Raw genomic sequence first — 18241 nt, 5'->3', positions numbered from 1 at the left:
CCTCCCAAATCAGTGTCGAGGCGCCAGGGCCCGGTCGAGGACCCTGACCACATGTTCCGCCGTCATCCCGAGCCCGTCGTGGATCTGGTGGCGGCAGCTGGTGCCGTCGGCGACGACGAGGTCGTCGGGGCCGGCCTTGCGCAACGCCGGAAACAGCGACAGCTCGGCCATCGCCAGCGAGGTGTCGACCGTCTCAGGCCCGTAGCCGAAGGCGCCGGCCATGCCGCAACAGCTCGATTCGATCGGCCGGACGTCGAGCCCCGGCACGCTGCGCAGCACGCTCTCCACCGCGCCCATCGCGCCGAAGGATTTCTGGTGGCAATGGCCGTGCAGGTGCGCGACGCGGCCGCCCTGGTCGGCGAAGTCGGGCGCGATCAGCCCGGCCTTGAGGTCGGCGGCGAGCAGTTCCTCGATCAGCAAGCTCTGCTTGGCCAGCAGGTTCGCGTCCGCCCCGGGCAGCAGGGCGACGAACTCGTCGCGGAAGGTGAGGAGGCAGGACGGTTCGAGCCCGACCACGCGGGCGCCGGCCCGGACGAAGGGCAGGAGCGCGTCGAGCGTCCGGCGCGCCTCGGCGCGCGCCCGGTCGGTCTGGCCCGAGGCGAGCCACGTCCGCCCGCAGCAGTGCGGGCGCTTGCCCTTGGTCGGGAAGACGCGGTGCAGCCGGTAGCCGGCGGCGGCGAGCACCCGCTCGGCCGCCTCCAGGTTCTCGCGCTCGAAGGCACGGTTGAAGGTGTCGCCGAACAGGATCACGTCGCGGTGCTCGCCCACCACGTCCTGCGGGTGGGCCGGCTCGCCGGCCTCCGTCCAGGGCCGGCGCCAGCGCGGCAGCGTGCGCCGCGCCGAGAGGCCCGCGACGCGCTCGGACATCCGCGCCAGCGCCGGCACCCGGTCGCGCAGGTTCAGCAGCGGCGCCAGCCGCGCGGCGACGCCGGCGTAATGCGGCATCGCGCCGATCAGCCGGTCCTTCAGCGGCAGGCCGTGGCGGGCATGGTAATGATGCAGGAACTCGACCTTCATCCGCGCCATGTCGACGCCGGTCGGGCATTCGCGGCGGCACGCCTTGCACGAGACGCACAGGTCCATCGTGCGCTTCATCTCAGGCGACGTGAACGCGTCCTTGCCGAGCTGGCCCGAGATCGCCAGCCGCAGGGAGTTCGCCCGGCCCCGCGTCAGGTGCTGCTCTTCGCGGGTGACGCGGTAGGACGGGCACATCGCTCCGCCCGCGAGCTTCCGGCAGGTGCCGTTGTTGTTGCACATCTCCACGGCGCCGCCGAAGCCGCCGGCCTCGGGCCAGTCGAGCGCGGTCTCGCGCGGCGCGACCACCTGGTAGTCCGGCCCGAACCGCATCAGCGCGCGGTCGTCCATCGACAGCGGGCGCACGATCTTGCCCGGGTTCAGGCGGTTCTCGGGGTCGAACGCGTCCTTCACGGTCTCGAACGCGCGGGCGAGGCGCGGCCCGAACAGCGGCGCGATGTATTCCGAGCGCGAGATGCCGTCGCCGTGCTCGCCGGAATACGAGCCCTTGAACCGGCGCACCAGCTCGGAGGTCTCCTCCGCGATGGCGCGCATCTTGGCGACGTCGCCGCCGAGCTTCATGTCGAGGATCGGGCGGACGTGCAGGCAGCCGACGGAGGCGTGGGCGTACCAGGTTCCGCGCGTGCCGTGCTTCGTGAACACGTCGGTGACGGCGTCGGTGTAGTCGGCCAGATGCTCGAGGGGCACCGCGCAATCCTCGATGAACGAGACCGGCTTGGCGTCCCCCTTCATCGACATCATGATGTTGAGGCAGGCTTCGCGCACCTCCCAGACCGACTTCTGGCGCGACGGCTCGTGGATCTCGACCACCGCGTCGGGGAAGCCGTGGTCGGCCATGCAGGCGTCGAGGCGCTTGAGGTCGCGCTCGAGCGCGGCGAGGTCCTCGCCGGCGAATTCGGCGAGCAGCAGGCAGTTCGGCGTGCCGCGGGTGATGTCGGCCAGCGTCGCGCGAAACAGCGGGATGTCGGCGCCGAGCACCAGCACGTTGTTGTCGACGAGCTCCACCGCCACCGGGTCGAGGTCGACGATGTGGCGCGTGGTCTCCATCGCGGAGCGGAACGACGGGAAGTGGCACACCCCCATCACCCGGTGCGCCGGCAGCCGGGACAGCTGCAGCGTCACCGAGGTCGTCGCCGCCAGCGTCCCCTCCGAGCCGACCAGCAGGTGGGCGAGGTTCGGCCGCGCCTCGATCAGCGCGTCGAGGTTGTAGCCGCCGACCCGGCGCTGGACCTTCGGATACTTCGCCAGGATTTCCGCGCGCTCCGACTCGGCGAGCGCCATCATGCGGCGCGCGAGGTCTTCGGCGCGGGCCGAGCCGGTGACGCCGCCGGATTCGTTGCCCGTTAGCCCGAAGCCGAAGGCTTCCGCATCGTGGAACAGCGCCTCCAGGCCGAGCACGTTGTCGCTCATCTTGCCGAAGCGCAGGGAGCGGGCGCCGCAGGAATTGTTGCCGGCCATGCCGCCGATGGTGCAGCGGGTCGCCGTCGAGGGCTCCACCGGGAAGAACCAGCCGTCGGCCTTCACGCGGGTGTTCAGGCGCTCCAGCACCATGCCCGGCTCGACGGTGACGGTGCCGGCCTGCGCGTCGTAGGCGCGGATGCCGTTAAAGTGGCGCGAGCAGTCGACCACCAGCCCCGAGCCGATCGGCTGCCCGTTCTGCGAGGTGCCGCCGCCCCGCATGATCACCGGCACCCCATGCTCGGCGGCGATCGTCAGGGTCGCGGCGATGTCGGCGGCGCTCTTCGGCAGCACCACGCCGGCCGGCATGATCTGGTAGATCGAGGCGTCCGTCGCGTAGCGCCCGCGCGTGAAGGCGTCGAATCGGGCCTCGCCCTGCAACGCCTCCGCCAGCCGCCGCGCCAGGCCGGCGCCGTTCCGCCCGGCGACGCGCGCGCCTTGCCGTGCGCCTTGCCGTTCGCCTTGCCGCGTCTCTTGCCGCGCGTCCTGTCTCGCACCCTGGGGCGCCGTCTCGACCGCCACCTGCTCAGCCCTCCCGACGCCCGATTCCGGTCGCCTCCGCTAAACGTATTCAAAATTCATTTTGATGGAAAGCGTGCCCGCCGCGCTTTCGCGGGACCGCGCGACCATGCACTATGGCGCCGCAACGCCGACCGGAGGCAAGCCTGCCCGTGACGATCGATCTCTACAGCGACACCCAGACGCGGCCGACGCCGGGCATGCGCGAGGCGATGGCGCGCGCGGTGGTCGGCGACGAGCAGTCCGATTCCGACCCGACGACGCGGGCGCTCTGCGACCGGGTCGCCGCCCTGCTCGGCCAGGAGGACGGGGTGTTCATGCCGTCCGGCACGATGTGCAACCTCGTCTCGATCCTGGTTCAGACCCGGGCCGGCGACGAGATCGTGGTCGACGACCAGTCCCACATCTACAACACCGAGGCCGCAGGCTCGGCCGCGATCGGCGGCGTGTCGGTGAAGGCGCTGCCGACGCCGGCGGGACTCTACACGCCCGAGGCGTTCGCGGCGGCGATCCGGCCGCCGGCCCGCACGGCGCCGCGCACCGCCCTCGTTTCCATCGAGCAGACCACCAGCTTCTCGGGCGGCTCGGTCTGGGCGCTGGCCGACATGCGGGCGATCCGCGACATCGCCCGCGCCCACGGCCTGAAGGCGCATATCGACGGCGCCCGCCTGCTCAACGCGGTGGCCGCCACCGGAATCGCGGCGAAGGACTACGCGCAAGGGTTCGACAGCGTCTGGCTCGACCTCAGCAAGGGCCTCGGCTGCCCGGTCGGCGCGGTTCTGTGCGGCTCCCGCGACTTCGTCGTCGAGGCCTGGCGCTGGAAGTACCGGCTCGGCGGCGCCATGCGCCAATCCGGCGTGATCGCCGCCGCCGGCCTCTACGCCCTCGACCACCACGTCGCGCAGTTGAGCACCGACAACGCGCACATCCGGCTGATCCACGACGCGATCGCCGACGCGCCGGGCTTGAGCTTCGACCCGAGCGCGGGGCAATCGAACATCCTGTGCTTCGGCGTCTCCGGCCTCGGCGTCACCGCCCCGGCCTTCGCCGAGGCCTGCCTCGCGCACGACGTCCGCATCCGCGCCATCGGCAGCCAGATCCGCGTCACCACCCACCTCGACGTGGATCGCGCCGGGGCGGAACGCGCGGCCGAGGTGATCCGCGCCGTCGCCGAGGCCTTCGCCGAACGCCGGGCGGCGCCCGTTCGGTGAAGGTCACACTCTGACGGGGGGAGCGACACCGCGGGTTCGTCTTCGGCCCATTGCAGAAGATCGGGAGGTCTGCCCCGAGCCCGTCTGGTGGATGAGGGCTTACGACGGGATTTGAGTGGAAAGCGGTAACTCAGAGACTAAGCATTGAACGCCTATTTCGCGATCCAGAGCGGGCTTTCTTCGAGAATGGATGGACAACTACGCAGGCAAGAGGCCGGCCGCGCGATAGTTGGCGATCAGGGTGTCGAACAGCGGGAGATCGGCGCGGCCCCGCGCCATGAGTTGAGCACCCGCGACCGCCGCGTAGATGGCGCGAGCCCGGCCTTCGCTGTCCGCCGCCTTCACGACACTCGCCGCCGTCAACAACTTGCTCAACCACGCGACGTTGACGTCGGCGAATGCGCGCACCTCGTGTTTCACGGTATCGGGTAGATCATCGTATTCCGCCGTCATGAAACTGGACAAGCACATGCGGTTGTCGTTCTGCAAAGATATCCGGAAAATCTCAGGATACCGACGCAGTCCGTCTAGTGGGTCGGCCGCTTCGTCGGAGATGGCTTCGAGATCGGTGGCGATGTCTTCCCAATAACGCTTCGCGACCGCCGCTCCGAGTTCGGCCTTGCCGGGGAAGTGATAGTAGACGCTTGCGGCCTTGATCCCGACCTCGGCTGCCAAGTCGCGGAAATTCAGTCCGCTGTAGCCGTGCGCCATGGCGGTTCGCTTCGCAGCGGCAAGGATCGCTTCCTTATACCCCGAACTCATCGCGCCCATCCTCCGCAAGAAAATAACCTGCCTGTTGGCAGATAGGCGTTGACCGCTCGGAAAGGAAGGCCTAACACTCTGCCTGCCTACTGGCAGACAGAGAGAGTCAGATGACCAGCCAAACCGCCTCCAAGCTCCAGCTTTTCACCTCGCCCTCGGCGTTCCCCAACCCACAGCGCTTGCGCATCTTCCTGCACGAGAAGGGCATCGCGGATCGGTTCGACGAGCGCGTCTACGACATGTCGCCGGTCGGCGAGCAGCGGCAGTGGCGGCATCTGAAGATGAACCCGTGGGGCGAGACGCCGACGCTGAAACTCGAGGACGGAAGCGTCATCTCGGAGACGGCGGCCATCGTCCGGTACCTCGATCAGGCCTTCCCCGGTCGGCGGATCATGGGTGATAGCCCACTTGAGCAGGGCCTCGACACCATGTGGGACAACCGAATCTGGGTCCACATCCTCTACCGGATCGTGACCGCGTTCCACGTCCTGCATCAGGGGCTGGGGCCAAAGCTCGAACTCACCAGCAACCCGGCCTGGGGCGAGCATTGCCGCAAGGAAGCGCTGGCCCATGCGAGCTTGGTGAACCAGCACCTGTCGGACGGGCGCGAATGGCTGCTCGGCGGCGAAGCGCCGACTTTCTCGGACATCACGATGGCGACCGCGATCGCCTTCTCGAAATTCCCCGTGAACGCTACGCCGCTGGACGAGCGCTTCGAGCACATCGACGCATTCTGGAAGCGCTGGCAGCAGCGGCCGACCTTCCTCGCCGCCTATGCCGACCGTCAGAGCGGTGTGCCGGAGTTGGACGACCGGGCCTGATCGACCATCGCCATTCCAGGTTGGTGCGCTGGTCGAGCCCCTCCGACCGGCGTCTGCCGTCATCGGGACTTCGAACGACCGCTGTGTCGCCGAATGCGGTCGTCGATCGAAGGGGTCTGGAGGGCTGCTGAGGGTCGAAGCCGAAACGTCCGCTTCGAGGCGAAAGGCAGGGTCCGGTCGCCATCGTTGTCGGACGTTTGGCTATGGGTATCAAGCGTCGGATTTTCGCCTATCGGGCGTCGGTCGGCAGAGCCGCACGGCGCCCGCTTCGTCCCTCCCGTTACTCGGCCTTGCGCTACTCGGCCTTGCGCTTGACGATGGCCATCGTCTTCGGATCGAGCTTGAGGTCGAACTGCTTGCCCGATCCGTCGACGGCGTCGTCGACCTCGATCATGCCGTCGTCGAGCTCGATCTCCTTCCACTTGGTGAAGCCTTCTTGGCGGAGCATGGCCTCGACCTTGGCCTGCTGGTCCGGCGGCAGCTTCTCGTCGGCCTGAGCGGCACCGGTCAGGCCGGCGGCGAAGACGAGGGCGAGGGCGGTGGATGTCAGGCGCATGGCGGTTTCCGTTTGTGGTTGTCGACCGGCAGAGAACAGCCGCGCAAGGAGCCGGTTCCTGAACCGGTTCCTGAGGTTGTCAGGCTAGGGATGGCCGCCTAGGCTTAGTTTCCGTCGAGCCGAAGGCCCCCTCCCGCATGGTCACCCGCGTCGCCACCGTCGCCTTCGAGGGCATCGAGGCGCGTGCCGTCGACGTCCAGGTGCAGATCATCCCCGGCGCGGTCCACTTCAATGTGGTCGGCCTGGCCGACAAGGCGGTGGGCGAGTCGCGCGAGCGGGTGCGCGGCGCGCTGATCGCCTCCGGGCTGGCGATGCCGGCCAAGCGCATCACCGTGAACCTCGCGCCTGCCGACCTGCCGAAGGAGGGCTCGCACTACGACCTGCCGATCGCGCTCGGCGTCATGGCGGCGATCGGCGCGCTGCCGGCCGACGCGCTCGCCGGGTACTGCGTGCTGGGCGAGCTCGCGCTCGACGGCACGATCACCCCGGTCAACGGCGTGCTGCCGGCGGCGATGGCGGCGAGTGCACGCGGCCTCGGGCTGATCTGCCCCGCCGCGACCGGGCCGGAGGCGGCCTGGGCCGGCGGCGACCTCGACGTGCTGGCCCCGCGCTCGCTCATCCAGCTCGCCAACCACTTCAAGGGCACGCAGGTCATGGCCCGGCCGGTCCCCGCGGTCGCCGCCCCGGGCCCGCCCCTGCCGGACCTCCGCGACATCAAGGGCCAGGAGGGCGCCAAGCGCGCGCTCGAGATCGCCGCGGCCGGCGGCCACAACGTCCTGGAAGCGGGACCACCTCGTGAGCCTTGGGGGGCTCCTGGCCGACATCGGGCATCTTCCCGGCCTGGCGTTGAGGGGGAACCATCAGAAGGCGTGGCTCGACGACCTCAAGCATAGGCTCGCCATGGGCCCGCTCTGAGCGCCACGGGCGTCTCGCACGCGCGACCCTACTGCAGCGGAGTGAACGGGCTCATGGTGGCCACCGTTGGGCTCGGGAGCGGCACGTCGACGGAGCAGCGCAACCCTTCAGATGCGAAGTCGAGGTCGAGCTTTCCGTCGAGCTCCCGCTCGATGCTCACCGCGATGAGCCGGGTGCCGAAACCGCGTCTCGTCGGCGGCGGCGACGGCGGACCCCCGTCCTCGGCCCAGTCCAGCCGCAATCGCCTCGCACCGCCTTCGGTCCTGACCACGCGCCAGGTCACGCGGATCTCGCCGTCCGGCACCGAGAGGGCTCCGTGCTTGGCGGCGTTGGTGACGAGCTCGTGCAACGTCATCCCGAGGGAGAGGACGTGGCGCGGCGGCAAGTCCACGTCGGGACCGTCCACGACGAAGGTCGCGTCTCCGCCCCGGTAGGGGCCGAGTTCGTTCTCCAGCACTGCGCGCAAGGGGGCGCCCGACCAGTCGTCCCGCGTCAGGAGGTCATGGGTCTTCGACAGGGCGAGGATGCGCGCCTCAAGCCGCTCGCCTGGCGCCTCGCCGCCGCGCGTCGATTGCCGTGCCAGGGCCTAGACCGTCGCAAGGGTGTTCTTCACGCGATGGTTCAACTCGTGCAGCATCGTCACCTGACGCTCCTGCATCGCGCGGCCATTGCGGACCTCGTCGCGAAGGTCGGCCTCATTGCGTTGAAGGCTTCCGGCCATCGCGTCGAGCTTACTGCCGAGGCGGCCGAACTCGTCGGCGCCGTCCAACCCGGTCCGGGCCGCGAGGTCTCCGGCCTGCCATTTCGATGCCGTCTGGAGCAGGCGGTCGAAGGGGCGCCGAATGAAAGCTCGCCCTGCCAGGAACGCGGCGGCGACGGCCAGAACCGCACCCAGCGCGATCAGCACCACGCCCCTGCGGGTGGCGGCGTCCACGTCCGCGAAGGCAATCTGCCGGTCGCGGCCGACCGTCACCCAGGCGGAAGACGCCGCGCCGCCAGGCTTAGCATTGGCGAGGATGCGTTCGCGTCCGTCGATGCCGAAGTCGATGCGGACACCCTCGCCACGACTCATCACGATGCGCTGTCGATCCGGCGGCACCGGTTTTCCGACCCAACCAGTCCCGTCGGGATAGCGGACCAGGATGATGCCGTCCTGGTCCGCCACCGTCACGGACGTGCTGGGAAGTCTCAGGTTGCGCCTGAGGTAACCGTCGAGCCAGCCGAGGTCGACGGCGACGGCGAGCACGCCGACCGTGCGCCCCTCCGCGTCGGGCAGCGCTTGGGCGAAGTGCAGCGAGTCCCTGCGGGAGGCGTTGCCGCGGGCGTAGGTCCCCATTACGAACGTGCCCTCGGTGACCGCGCGGCGCTGGTAGACCCGGTCGGGCACGGCGTAGGAGCCGGGCGCGGACCCGAGGCTGTTGCACACGACGGTCCCGTCCGGCCGGGTCAGCGCGAACACCGCGAATTGCGGATTGTCGCGCACGGCCCGGCGGAGGTACTCGGTGCAGCCCGAGGGCTCCAGCGTTCGGACCGCGGGGTCCTGAGCGAGGAAGTTCAGGGCTTGGCGGGCCGACTCCGCGACCTGCGATAGATCCTCGGCGACGGTCCGGGCCGTTGCCATCGTATCGGCGCGCACGACCTCGTCGCGCGAGGCGCGAAGGGCGTGCTCGTTGTAGCCCTGGATCGCCAATGCGGGCGCGAGGGCAAGCAGCACGAGGAGCAGGATGCGGGTCGTCAGGGACATGGGGCGCCGGCCGCTTCCGGAAGGGTGAAGCGGAAGGTGGTGCCCTGGTCGGGAGAACTCACGACGGTCAATTCGCCGCCTTGGCGCTCCACGAGGTCGCGGCAGAGCAGGAGGCCCAGCCCGCTCCCGCGTTCGCCCGCCGTTCCGTTCGTCGTGCTGCGTCGGTCGAGTCGGAACAGGTCGGCCACCTTGCCGGCGGGCATGCCGACACCGGTATCGGAGACCGTGATTTCGACGCCTCTCCCGGTCGGCCTGCCGGCGACCGTGATCGTCCCTCCCGGCAGGGTGAACTTGACCGCGTTGCTCACGAGGTTGCGCAGGACAGTAGCCAGCATGTCCCGCTGCGCGCGGACCGTGGTCCCCCGGCAGTCGATGGCCAGCGTCAGGCCCTTATCGGCGGCCGCCTCGGCGGCACCCTGCATGACCTCTGCCGCCACCGTGCCCAGGGCGACGTCGGTGATGGTGACGGCCATCGTGTCCATCTGCAGGCTCGCCCAGGAGAACAGGCTCTCCAGCAGGGCGTAGGCTTGCGTGGCGGCGTCGTTGATGCCCTTGGCACGACGCTCGATGGAGGCGTGGTCCCGCATCGCCACCGCCTTCCCCAGGACCTCCGACAGGCCGAGGAGAGACTGGAACGGATTGCGCAGGTCGTGGGCGATGATCGAGAACAGCAGGGTCTTCTGCCGGTTGAGGGTATCGAGCTCCAGCGACTTCGCCTCGGCCTCGCGCCGAGCCTCGTCGAGCTTCGCCTGGAAGCCGCGGCGCGCCTCCGCATAGCGGATCGCCCGAGCCAGGCTCGACGGGGTCGCCTCCGCCTTGGCGAGGTAGTCGAGGGCGCCGGCCCGCATCAGCCGGAACGCGAGGTCCTCGTCCGCCTCGCCGGTCAGCATCAAGACGGCATGGCCCTCGCCCGGCAGGGCGAGGAGGGAGGCCAGCAAGTCGAAGGTGTCGACGTCCGGCAGGCGGTAGTCGAGCAGGATGCAATCGAACGCGCCCTCCCGCGCCAGCCGCAGCCCGGTCGTGCCGTCGGGCGCCTCGGTCAGGTCGTGCTTCAGCCGCGACTTCTTCAGGGCGCGGCGCACGGACGTCCGGTCGACGGCGTCGTCGTCGATCAGCAGGATGCGGGTGGGGGATTCCACGTGTCTGCCGAGCCCTATTGCGGGAACTCGACCACCTTCCAGAAGTGCTCCAGCATGGAGACCGCCTCCATGAAGGTGTTGGCCGGATCGCGCTTGACGATGTAGCCGGCCACGTTGTGCCCGTAGGCCCGCATGCGATCCTCGTCCGCCTTCGAGGTGGTGATCATGAACACCACGGCGGTGCGCAGGTCCTCGTCGGCCCGGATCTCCTCCAGGAACTCGATGCCGTTCATGCGCGGCATGTTGAGGTCGAGCAGGATGAGGTGGGGCTTCGGCAGCTTCTCCTTGCCGTTCTGGCCCCGCAGGTACTCCAGCGCCTCGATGCCGTCGCGGGCGACGGTGATCGGGTTGCCGATCTTGCTCTTCTTGAAGGCGCGCTTGAGGCCCTGGACGTCGACCTCGTCATCGTCGACCAGCAGCAGGTTAACCGTCGAACCCATCAGTCCCCCCCTTCGCGCCGTCCTTCGGCCACGTGAAATGCACCGAGAGGCCGCGCCCCTCCCGGCCTTCGTTCAGCCAGACCTTGCCACCCTGGCGCTCGACGAGTTTCCTGACGATGGCGAGACCCATGCCGCTGCCCTCGACCTCGTCGCGGGGCCTCAGGGTCTGGAACATGCCGAACACACGCTCGCGGAACTGCTCCGGGATGCCGGCACCGTCGTCCGAGACCACGAACTCTACCATATCGCCCCGCGGGTGCGCATCGACGCGGACGCGACCGTCGCCCGGATGGTCGTGATGCTTGATCGCGTTGCCGATCAGGTTCTGGAGCGCCTGGGTGAGCGGGGCCTTCGCCGCGTTAAGCGTCGGCAGGTCGTCGGCGGCGACGATCTCGAACCCGTCGGGTGGACTCACCAGCACGGCGAGCTCGTCGACGAGGGCCTTGGTGTCAACCGGCGTGAAGGCCACGTCCGCGCGGCCGGCGCGCGAGTAGGCCAGCAGGTCGTCCAGCAGGCTCTCCAGGCGCCGGACCCGGCTCTTCAGGAGATCCATGTTGGTCTGGACGTCGCCGTTCAGCGCGCCATCGAGATCCTCCTCGATCCAGCCGACGAGGTTCTCGATGCCGCGGAGCGGCGCCTTGAGGTCGTGCGATGCGACGTAGGCGAACTGCTCCAGTTCCTCGTTGGTTCGTCGCAGGTCGACCGCATGACGGGCGAGCCGTCCCTCCATGCGCTTGCGATCGGTGATGTCGGTGTTGGTCCCGTACCAGCGGATGACGCGCCCCTCCGCATCGCGAAACGGGTTGGCGAGCGAGAGGAACCAGCGGTACTCGCCCGTAGCGCTACGCAGGGGGAAGGTGTCGTTCCAGGGCTCGCCGACCTTGAAGGCGTGTGAGATCCGCTCGACGACCCGTTCGACATGGTCGGGATGGTGGACGGCCTTCCAGCCCCAGCCCTTCATGGAATCGATGGTCGTGCCCGTGTAATCGTACCAACGCTGATTGTACCAGAAGATGTCGCCGTTCGCGTCCGCGATCCAGGCCATCTGGGGCAGGGTGTCGGCGAGGTTGCGGAAGTCGGACGCGTCAGGAGCGGTCGGCGTCGGCGCCACGGCGTCTGTCATGGCGTTTCCCTTGTTTGGTGGCTCACCGGCGTCCGCTCGCGGTCGAACATGTAGGGCACGTCTTTTCGCGTCCTCGGCGCCCTTGTCCACCCGCGTCGGTGATCCGCATCAAGGGATCCACCGGAGGATCCCATCGCACGACGACCGCGCCTGTCTCGGCCGGCCCGGTGCCCCAGGCGGCGGACAAAGTCCGTCCTGGCTGCGGCGGGTTCGATAACGCGAGCGCCCCTCCAGCCATGTGACGGAAACGCCGAGTGTCGGGGGCCCAGACCGGGACCGGATCGCCCGGGGAGGGCCTCGGCGACGCATGCGCCCTCGGGTCCGTCATTCGGCAGCCTCCGGGGCCGGGGCGGGGCTCCGTCCGGCGCGTCGCCGGCCGGCGAGCTCGACGGGCGGCAGGCCTACGATGTCGTAGGTGGCCGAGGCGATGCCGATGCCGGCGGTGTCGAGGCCCACCAGCATCTCGCGGCTCATGGCGTCCTTGGCGCCTCGGATCTGGTGGGTGCCGAGGATGAAGCGGACGGTCAGCTCCAGCCAGTTGTCGGTGATCCGGAAGAACACGCGCGGCTCCAGGTCGATGGGCTCGACCCCGAAGCGGTTCTGCAGGTTCGCCTTGGCCTCGTCGGTCATGGCGTTCGTATCCAGGGCATGCCGCTTCGCCGCCGCGAGCATGATCGCCTCGACCTTTGCCCGGTCGGCCTCGTAGGTGATCGGAATGGACATCTCCTCCCAGATGAACGGGAAGTCGCGGGTGTAGTTGAACACCGGTTCGGAGAAGATCTGCGCGTTGCTCACCGTGACGATGCGACCGGTGAACTGGCGGCTGCGCACCCACATGGCCGGGCTGCTGCCCTGCACCGCCGGCGGCTGGCCCATCTCCATGATCGTGGTCTGGATGAAGCCGAGGCGGAGCACGTCGCCGCGCACGCCACCCATGGTGATGCGGTCGCCCACCGTGAAGGTTGAGCCGCGCAGGATCACGAAGTAGCCTGCCAGCGAGGTGATGACCTGCTGAAGCGCGAACGCGAGACCGGCCGAGAGCAGGCCGAACGCCGTGGCGAGGCGGGCGGGGTCGTTGAACCAGATCGAGAGCAGGCCGAGGACCAACAGCACCGCCGCCAGGAGGCTGATGCCCTGGCGCGTCCAGAACTTGGTCTGGAGCGTGGAATGGTCGGTGCGGTTCAGGACCAGCCCGACGATGGCGCGCAGTCCGACGCTCCCACCGACGATCACGGCGATGAATATCAGGGAGAGCAAGAGCTTCCGCCCGTTTTCGGCATTCACGCCGACCCAGTCGATTCCGAGGAAATGCACGCGTTGGTCCTTCGTGTGGTCTAGGACGCGGTCGCGTCCGAGCCTGAATGTGACGGACCGCCATCGCGAAGTCCGGTCTACGGATGGGTGGGTGTCGTCGGCCGATCAGCTTGTCGGAGACGGCGTCAGCGCGACCGCCTCCATGGCACCGGCGTCGGCGATGGCCAGCTTGCCGCGTACGGTCAGGTCGCTGACGAAGGCGAACTGGTCGCGCATGTCGAACGGGTAGGCGCGCAGCTTGTAGTGCGTGCCCCAGGGCTCTTCGTGCAGCACCACGCGGATCGATTTGCCGTAGTTCAGGTACGGGCTGGTCAACGCCACGTCCGTCAGCAAGGCGCGCACGAGGGCTCCGTCATGCCGGGGCAGTAGGTAGAAGTCGGCGACGCACTGCAGGGTCCCGGCGCCGTCGTTCGCGTTGGTGATCCGGTCGGTCCAGATCGTCGAGTGCGGAACCGTGACCGCGTTGTCGTCAGGTGTCTGGAGCAGGATCGCGCGCAGCCCGACGTTGCGCACCTCGCCGTAGTCGGAGCCGACCTTGACCCAATCTCCCGGCCGGTAGGGCCGCTCGACCAGGGCCACAACCCCGGCGATCAGGCTGCTGACGTAATCCTTGAAGGCGAAGCCGATGGCGACGCTGGCCGCACCGGCGATGACGAGGAAGTTCTGCAGCGTGATGTTGAAGACGATGGGCACGATCCAGACGATGGCGAGCACCATCAGGACCAGCCGGGCGATGGGCACGGCCGCCAGGAGGTAGAGCCTCAATCGGCTCGGGCCGCGTTCGGCGAGGTAGGGGAAGGTGCTGCGCACCAGCCAGATCGCCGCCCATGTGCCGACGACGATGAGCCCGATCTCCCAGAATCGGATGTCCTGGAGGCTGTGGACGAGCTGTACGCCGCCGTCCTGGACGTCCTGTGCGGTGGCCATGTCGTTCAAACCCGTCCCACGGGAAATCCTGCCGCTTCGAGGCCGTCCCGGATCGCCGGGTAGGCCGCCGCCCGGCAGCCGAACCGGTCGCCCTTACGTTCCAGGAAGCCCGCCCTGAGCAGGACGGGCACGACGTTCGGGTCCTCCACGCCTGGGAGGACAAGCAGCAGTTCCTCGCGGGTCAACGGCCCGTGTATCAGCAGCGCGTGCAAGGCATGGAGGGCGGTGCCGTCGTCCGTACCTGGGAGAAGGTACTCGTCGAGGGCGGCCACCCAGAGGGTCTGCTCGCTGGCATCGCCATCCGACATCGCGGCCTTCGCGTCCTCGGCGACGTCAGCGTCGTCACCCGTACGCAGGCTGCGCCGCCAGAGGTGCCAGGCGACCCAGGGTATGCCGAGGCTGCGCCCGGCCAACTTGCGCAGGTAGTCGTTGCGAAGCGTACCCGCCTCGTCGACCGCGAGCACGTCCTCGCCGTCGGCGGGCAGGCGGAACCGCATCGCCCCGGTGGCCTCGGAGGTCGAGAGCTGGACGAACCAGCCATGCAGGCGGACGGCGTCGAACGGCTTGATCGTCACGGCATCGGGCAGGAGGGCGTCGGCGCCGGCCGCCTTGGCGAGGAACGACCGGGCCCAGGCGTTGCAGCCGACGACCACCGGTCGATCCAGTCCGTCGATGGCCGCGAGGAGCGCGCGCACGGCCCTCAGGCCTTCCCGATGCCGCAGGAACCAGTCCTCCAGCCTGGAGATGACCAGGATCCCCGACCCGGTCATGTCCGGCAGGATGGGCTGCTCGGCCGCGATGAGCGATTGCCGCGAGGGCGGCACGAGGACCTGGTGTCCCGCCTCCGATGCCCAGGTCTCGATGACCGCGTTCTCGTCGCAGGGCGGCAGCACCACCGTCAGGATGTGCGACGCGCCGGGCTGGCGATCCAGCCACCTGCCCACGGTCGCCCCGATCTCGGCGAGGACCGGGCCGCAGGCGGGGGGAGCAACGATCTCGTCGAGACGCTTCAGCGTCGCGCGGTGCAGCTTGTCGTCCGCGATGAAAGGCTCGGACTTTTCGCGGTGGAAGAGGGCTATCAGCCGCCCGAGGTACCTCCGGGCGACCTCATCCCTGGGGACCGGTGGCGTCTGGGCATCGTCGAGTGGGATCAGGAACGCGGGGCCTTCAGTCTTCGACATCGGCGCGCGGCAGTCCACTCCAAGGTCGTCGACAACGTGAACCGCCCAGGTTCGTTGCCGGTGCCGCTGGCATTCACCGGTCACGAAGTAGGCACCTCCGGCCCGGAACTACGACCTGAAGGACGGCGAAGGGTAGGATGCTACCGAGGGCAAATGGCACATCCAACGCCCTTCTCGGGACTGGGTGCCCTCGACGCCGGGTCCCCGACTACGGGCGCTGCCGCTATCGACTGGTTGCCGGTGCATCCTCCGCTTGCAGGCCTCTAAGGGGAGCGTCGATGGTGCACATGACACCTGTCGCCGGATAGGAGAGATCCACCTCGCCGCCGAAATTGCCGGCAAGTCCGCGCCCGATCAGCCTAGAACCGAAGCCGCTCCGTGTCGGCGCCTTCACGACGGGACCACCTTGCTCCAACCATCGCAGGGCGCAGTGTGGCTCGCCGCCACCCTCGCGAAGCGTCCACTCGACCGAGACCTTGCCCTGGGCGGTCGAAAGGGCCCCATACTTGGCCGCGTTGGTCGCGAGCTCATGCAGCATCAGCGAGAGGGACATCGCGGCCTTCGACCCGATGGTGAAGGTGGGTCCTTTGAGGACGAACCGCCCCGGATTGTCCCGGTGCGTCTGCAAGGCGCTCTCGATCAAGGTCTCGATAGGTGCCGACCCGATCTCTCCGCCAAGCAGGAGATCGTGCGACTTGTTGAGCGCGATCAGCCGACCGGCGAGGACATCCTTGGCCGCATTCAGGTCGGTTGCCGTGCGCATGGTCTGGGTGGCGATGGACTGGACCATCGCCAGCATGTTCTTCATGCGGTGGCTCAGTTCGAGGTTCAGGGTTCGCTGACGTTCCTCCGCCTCGATCCGTGCCAAGGCCGCGCGGGTCCGATCCGCGATATTGTTGGCGAAACTGATCTCCTCGCCCGTCCAGGCGTATGGCTTGGCCTTCAACGCGAACAGCAGTGCGACGAACCGACCGTGCTCCATGAGCGGCAAGTTCAAAAGCGAACACACGTGGATGGCCGCGAGGGCTTCCGCATCATTCGCCGTCCGAGCGTCGTTTGCGACGTCGTCGATGATCACGGCATGGCCGGACTTCAGGTTCTCGATGTACGAGCCGTAATCCCGGAACGAATGCACCCCGCCGATGCCCGGAATGCCCGGAGCGGTCCAGCCGTCACCGACGGCGATGGTTTCCCGGTCGTGGTCCACCGCCCCGTACCCGGCATGGGATAGCCCGAGGGTGCGACCAAGGATCTCCGCAGCCACGCAGGCGATCTCCCCCGCATCCTCCGAATTGCGTAAGCGGTCGCCGAGCTCCGCCAGGGCCGCACGCCGGGTCTCGGCCTGCTTGCGGTCCGAGACGTCGATGAACATCGCGGCGAAACGATTCTCCGCTTCACGGTATGCGCGAACCTCGAACACGCGCCCGAGCTGCGGCACCGAAATCTCGAAGACCTCGGGAGTGCCGGTGTCGACCACCCGTGCGTAAGTCTCGATCAGCCAGCCGGGGATGTCGGGAATGGCCTCGCGCACGGTCCGGCCCACGGTATCGACAGGGAGGCCAGACTGCGCGGCGAAGGCCGGGTTGATCTCCACGAACCGGTAGTCCGTGGCCTTCCCGTTCGCGTTGCGGATGATTTCGCCGCTGAAGAAGCCTTCCTGCATGCCCTCGAACAGGCCGCGCCAGCGCTTCTCGCTTTCGACGATGCGCTGCTCGGAGGCGCGCTGGGCGGTGACGTCGCGCGACACCACCAGAAGCCGCTCCGGCCGTCCATCAGCGCCGCGGATCGGTGTGACCTGAACGTCCCACCACTTCGCCGTGCCCTTGAGCGTTTCGGCCGGGGCCTGGAAATGGCCGGTGCCGCCGGCCAACGCCGCCCAGAATGCCGCCTTTGCGTCCATTTGGGCCCGTCCCTTCCAGAACCCGGTCCAGTCGCAACCCTTCACCTTGTTGAAGTCGTCGGCCTCCATGACGGCCAGCCCGCCCTCGTTCATGAAGGTCAGCCGTGCGTCGGGATCGAGCACCTTGATGCAATCGGCCGAGGACGAGAGCACCCCACGCATGAACGCGGCGTCCGCCTGCTCCTTGGCCGCGGCGTTCCGTTGCTCCGTGCGGTCGCGCAGGATCTTGAGGAAACCCTCGTGCCTGTCATGCTCGTCCCTGAGCGGCATCATCTCGCCGTTGGCCCAGAACCGGCTGCCGTCCTTTCGAACATGCCAGCGCTCGTCGGCGCCCCGCCCGGACAGCAGGGCCAAGGCCATTTCCTGCTCGGGGACGCCGTTCGCGACGTCCTCGTCGGTGAAGAAGACATGGGCGGGCTTGCCACGCATCTCGGCCTCGTCCCAACCGAGGATACGTTCGGCGCCCGGGGACCAGCTCGTCACCATGCCGGCGAGATCCAGTGAGACGATGGCGTAGTCGAGGGCGCTCTCCAGAATCGCCGTGTTGCGCCGGTCGGTCTCACGACGTTGGCGCAGGGACCGGCGTAGCTCCAAGGTCGTCATGACCTGATGCGCGAGGGTGCGAAGCACGAACGCTTGGGAGGGCGTCAGCTTGTTGGGCTTGGTATCGAGCACGCACAGCGCCCCGAGGGCGACGCCGTCGGCAGTTCGCAGCGGAGCTCCCGCATAGAAGCGGACTTCGGGTCCGCCGGTCACCAGGGGGTTGTCCGACGTACGCGCGTCGAGGGTCAGGTCTTCGATCTCGAATACGTCGTCCTGCTGCACGGTGTAGGCGCAGATCGATTGGGACAGCGGCGTCTCGTTCCGTCCGAAGCCGGTCTCGGCCTTGAACCATTGGCGTTCGCCGTCCAGGAGCGAGATCAGCGACACGGGCATGCCGCAAGTTTCCGACGCCACCCTGACGATGTCGTCGAACTCGGTCTCGGCGGGCGTGTCGAGGATGTCGTAGCTCGCCAGTTCGTGCAGGCGAAGTCCATCGACCTGTTTGTTGCCTCCCGCCATGGCCCTCCAGCCGACTTCCGATGCTGTTGCGGCCTGCCGCCGAACGAAAAGCGGTCTGCCGTTAAACGCCTCACCGCACAATGGTATTTGAAGGTTCTAGAACGACTTCGGGCCACGACGGCCGGATCGTGCAC

Annotated in this window: 14 protein-coding genes and 1 pseudogene; 3 read left to right on the top strand and 12 right to left on the bottom strand. The window is 68.4% G+C overall.

What is annotated here, in order from left to right; translation table 11 throughout:
* Positions 1–9: 9 nt before the first annotated feature.
* Positions 10–2898 (bottom strand): FAD-binding and (Fe-S)-binding domain-containing protein, encoded by a 2889-nt coding sequence (locus tag FV229_RS02590; protein ID WP_187275041.1) that lies wholly within the window; start codon positions 2896–2898, stop codon positions 10–12.
* A 230-nt stretch (positions 2899–3128) separates the two neighbouring features.
* Between FV229_RS02590 and FV229_RS02585 the strand changes: the two genes are divergently transcribed.
* Positions 3129–4223, top strand: a complete 1095-nt coding sequence (locus FV229_RS02585; RefSeq protein ID WP_147750435.1) for a threonine aldolase family protein — start codon at positions 3129–3131, stop codon at positions 4221–4223.
* A gap of 198 nt (positions 4224–4421) precedes the next feature.
* Here FV229_RS02585 and FV229_RS02580 read toward each other — a convergent pair whose 3' ends face one another.
* Positions 4422–4985 carry a TetR/AcrR family transcriptional regulator gene (locus FV229_RS02580; RefSeq protein WP_147750434.1) on the bottom strand — a complete coding sequence of 188 codons (564 nt, stop codon included), beginning with the start codon at positions 4983–4985 and terminating at the stop codon, positions 4422–4424.
* Between the two features lie 110 nt (positions 4986–5095).
* Between FV229_RS02580 and FV229_RS02575 the strand changes: the two genes are divergently transcribed.
* Entirely contained in the window at positions 5096–5806 is a 711-nt protein-coding gene (locus FV229_RS02575; protein WP_147750433.1) for a glutathione S-transferase N-terminal domain-containing protein, read from the top strand.
* Positions 5807–6101: 295 nt separating this feature from the next.
* Here the strand turns inward: FV229_RS02575 and FV229_RS02570 are convergent, their stop codons facing one another.
* Positions 6102–6362 carry a PepSY domain-containing protein gene (locus FV229_RS02570; RefSeq protein ID WP_147750432.1) on the bottom strand — a complete coding sequence of 87 codons (261 nt, stop codon included), beginning with the start codon at positions 6360–6362 and terminating at the stop codon, positions 6102–6104.
* A 137-nt stretch (positions 6363–6499) separates the two neighbouring features.
* On the opposite strand from FV229_RS02570, the pseudogene FV229_RS02565 reads away from it, so the two are divergent.
* Positions 6500–7156: pseudogene (locus FV229_RS02565) on the top strand (magnesium chelatase domain-containing protein); the annotation flags it as partial.
* Between the two features lie 149 nt (positions 7157–7305).
* Here FV229_RS02565 and FV229_RS27890 read toward each other — a convergent pair.
* From FV229_RS27890 to FV229_RS02525, 9 genes are all read right to left on the bottom strand, one after another.
* A complete protein-coding gene (locus FV229_RS27890; protein WP_281406696.1) occupies positions 7306–7860 on the bottom strand; it encodes a sensor histidine kinase in 555 nt (184 codons plus the stop codon).
* Positions 7861–7863: 3 nt separating this feature from the next.
* Positions 7864–9021 (bottom strand): cache domain-containing protein, encoded by a 1158-nt coding sequence (locus tag FV229_RS02560; RefSeq protein ID WP_246688022.1) that lies wholly within the window; start codon positions 9019–9021, stop codon positions 7864–7866.
* On the bottom strand, positions 9012–10160 hold the full coding sequence (locus tag FV229_RS02555) for a hybrid sensor histidine kinase/response regulator (RefSeq protein ID WP_147750431.1): 1149 nt from the start codon (positions 10158–10160) through the stop codon (positions 9012–9014). The genes FV229_RS02560 and FV229_RS02555 overlap by 10 nt, the downstream gene beginning before the upstream one ends.
* 14 nt (positions 10161–10174) lie before the next feature.
* Positions 10175–10600 (bottom strand): response regulator, encoded by a 426-nt coding sequence (locus FV229_RS02550; protein ID WP_018042937.1) that lies wholly within the window; start codon positions 10598–10600, stop codon positions 10175–10177.
* The gene (locus FV229_RS02545; RefSeq protein ID WP_147750430.1) at positions 10584–11723 is read right to left on the bottom strand and encodes a PAS domain-containing sensor histidine kinase; all 1140 of its coding nucleotides are present in this window, start codon (positions 11721–11723) and stop codon (positions 10584–10586) included. Before FV229_RS02545 ends, FV229_RS02550 begins: the two co-directional genes overlap by 17 nt.
* Before the next feature lie 324 nt (positions 11724–12047).
* Positions 12048–13037, bottom strand: a complete 990-nt coding sequence (locus tag FV229_RS02540; protein ID WP_147750429.1) for a mechanosensitive ion channel domain-containing protein — start codon at positions 13035–13037, stop codon at positions 12048–12050.
* A gap of 105 nt (positions 13038–13142) precedes the next feature.
* Positions 13143–13964 carry a mechanosensitive ion channel domain-containing protein gene (locus tag FV229_RS02535; RefSeq protein WP_246688021.1) on the bottom strand — a complete coding sequence of 274 codons (822 nt, stop codon included), beginning with the start codon at positions 13962–13964 and terminating at the stop codon, positions 13143–13145.
* A 5-nt stretch (positions 13965–13969) separates the two neighbouring features.
* Positions 13970–15145 carry a hypothetical protein gene (locus tag FV229_RS02530; RefSeq protein ID WP_147750427.1) on the bottom strand — a complete coding sequence of 392 codons (1176 nt, stop codon included), beginning with the start codon at positions 15143–15145 and terminating at the stop codon, positions 13970–13972.
* A 223-nt stretch (positions 15146–15368) separates the two neighbouring features.
* Positions 15369–18107, bottom strand: coding sequence for a PAS domain-containing protein (locus FV229_RS02525; RefSeq protein WP_147750426.1), 2739 nt, complete (start codon positions 18105–18107; stop codon positions 15369–15371).
* Between the last annotated feature and the right edge of the window lie 134 nt (positions 18108–18241).

Origin of the sequence: Methylobacterium sp. WL120, from assembly GCF_008039465.1 — a bacterium.
Classification (GTDB): Bacteria; Pseudomonadota; Alphaproteobacteria; order Rhizobiales; family Beijerinckiaceae; genus Methylobacterium; species Methylobacterium cerastii.
The sequence above is the reverse complement of the archived record's forward strand: the minus strand, read 5'-3'. Positions and strand labels throughout refer to the sequence as shown.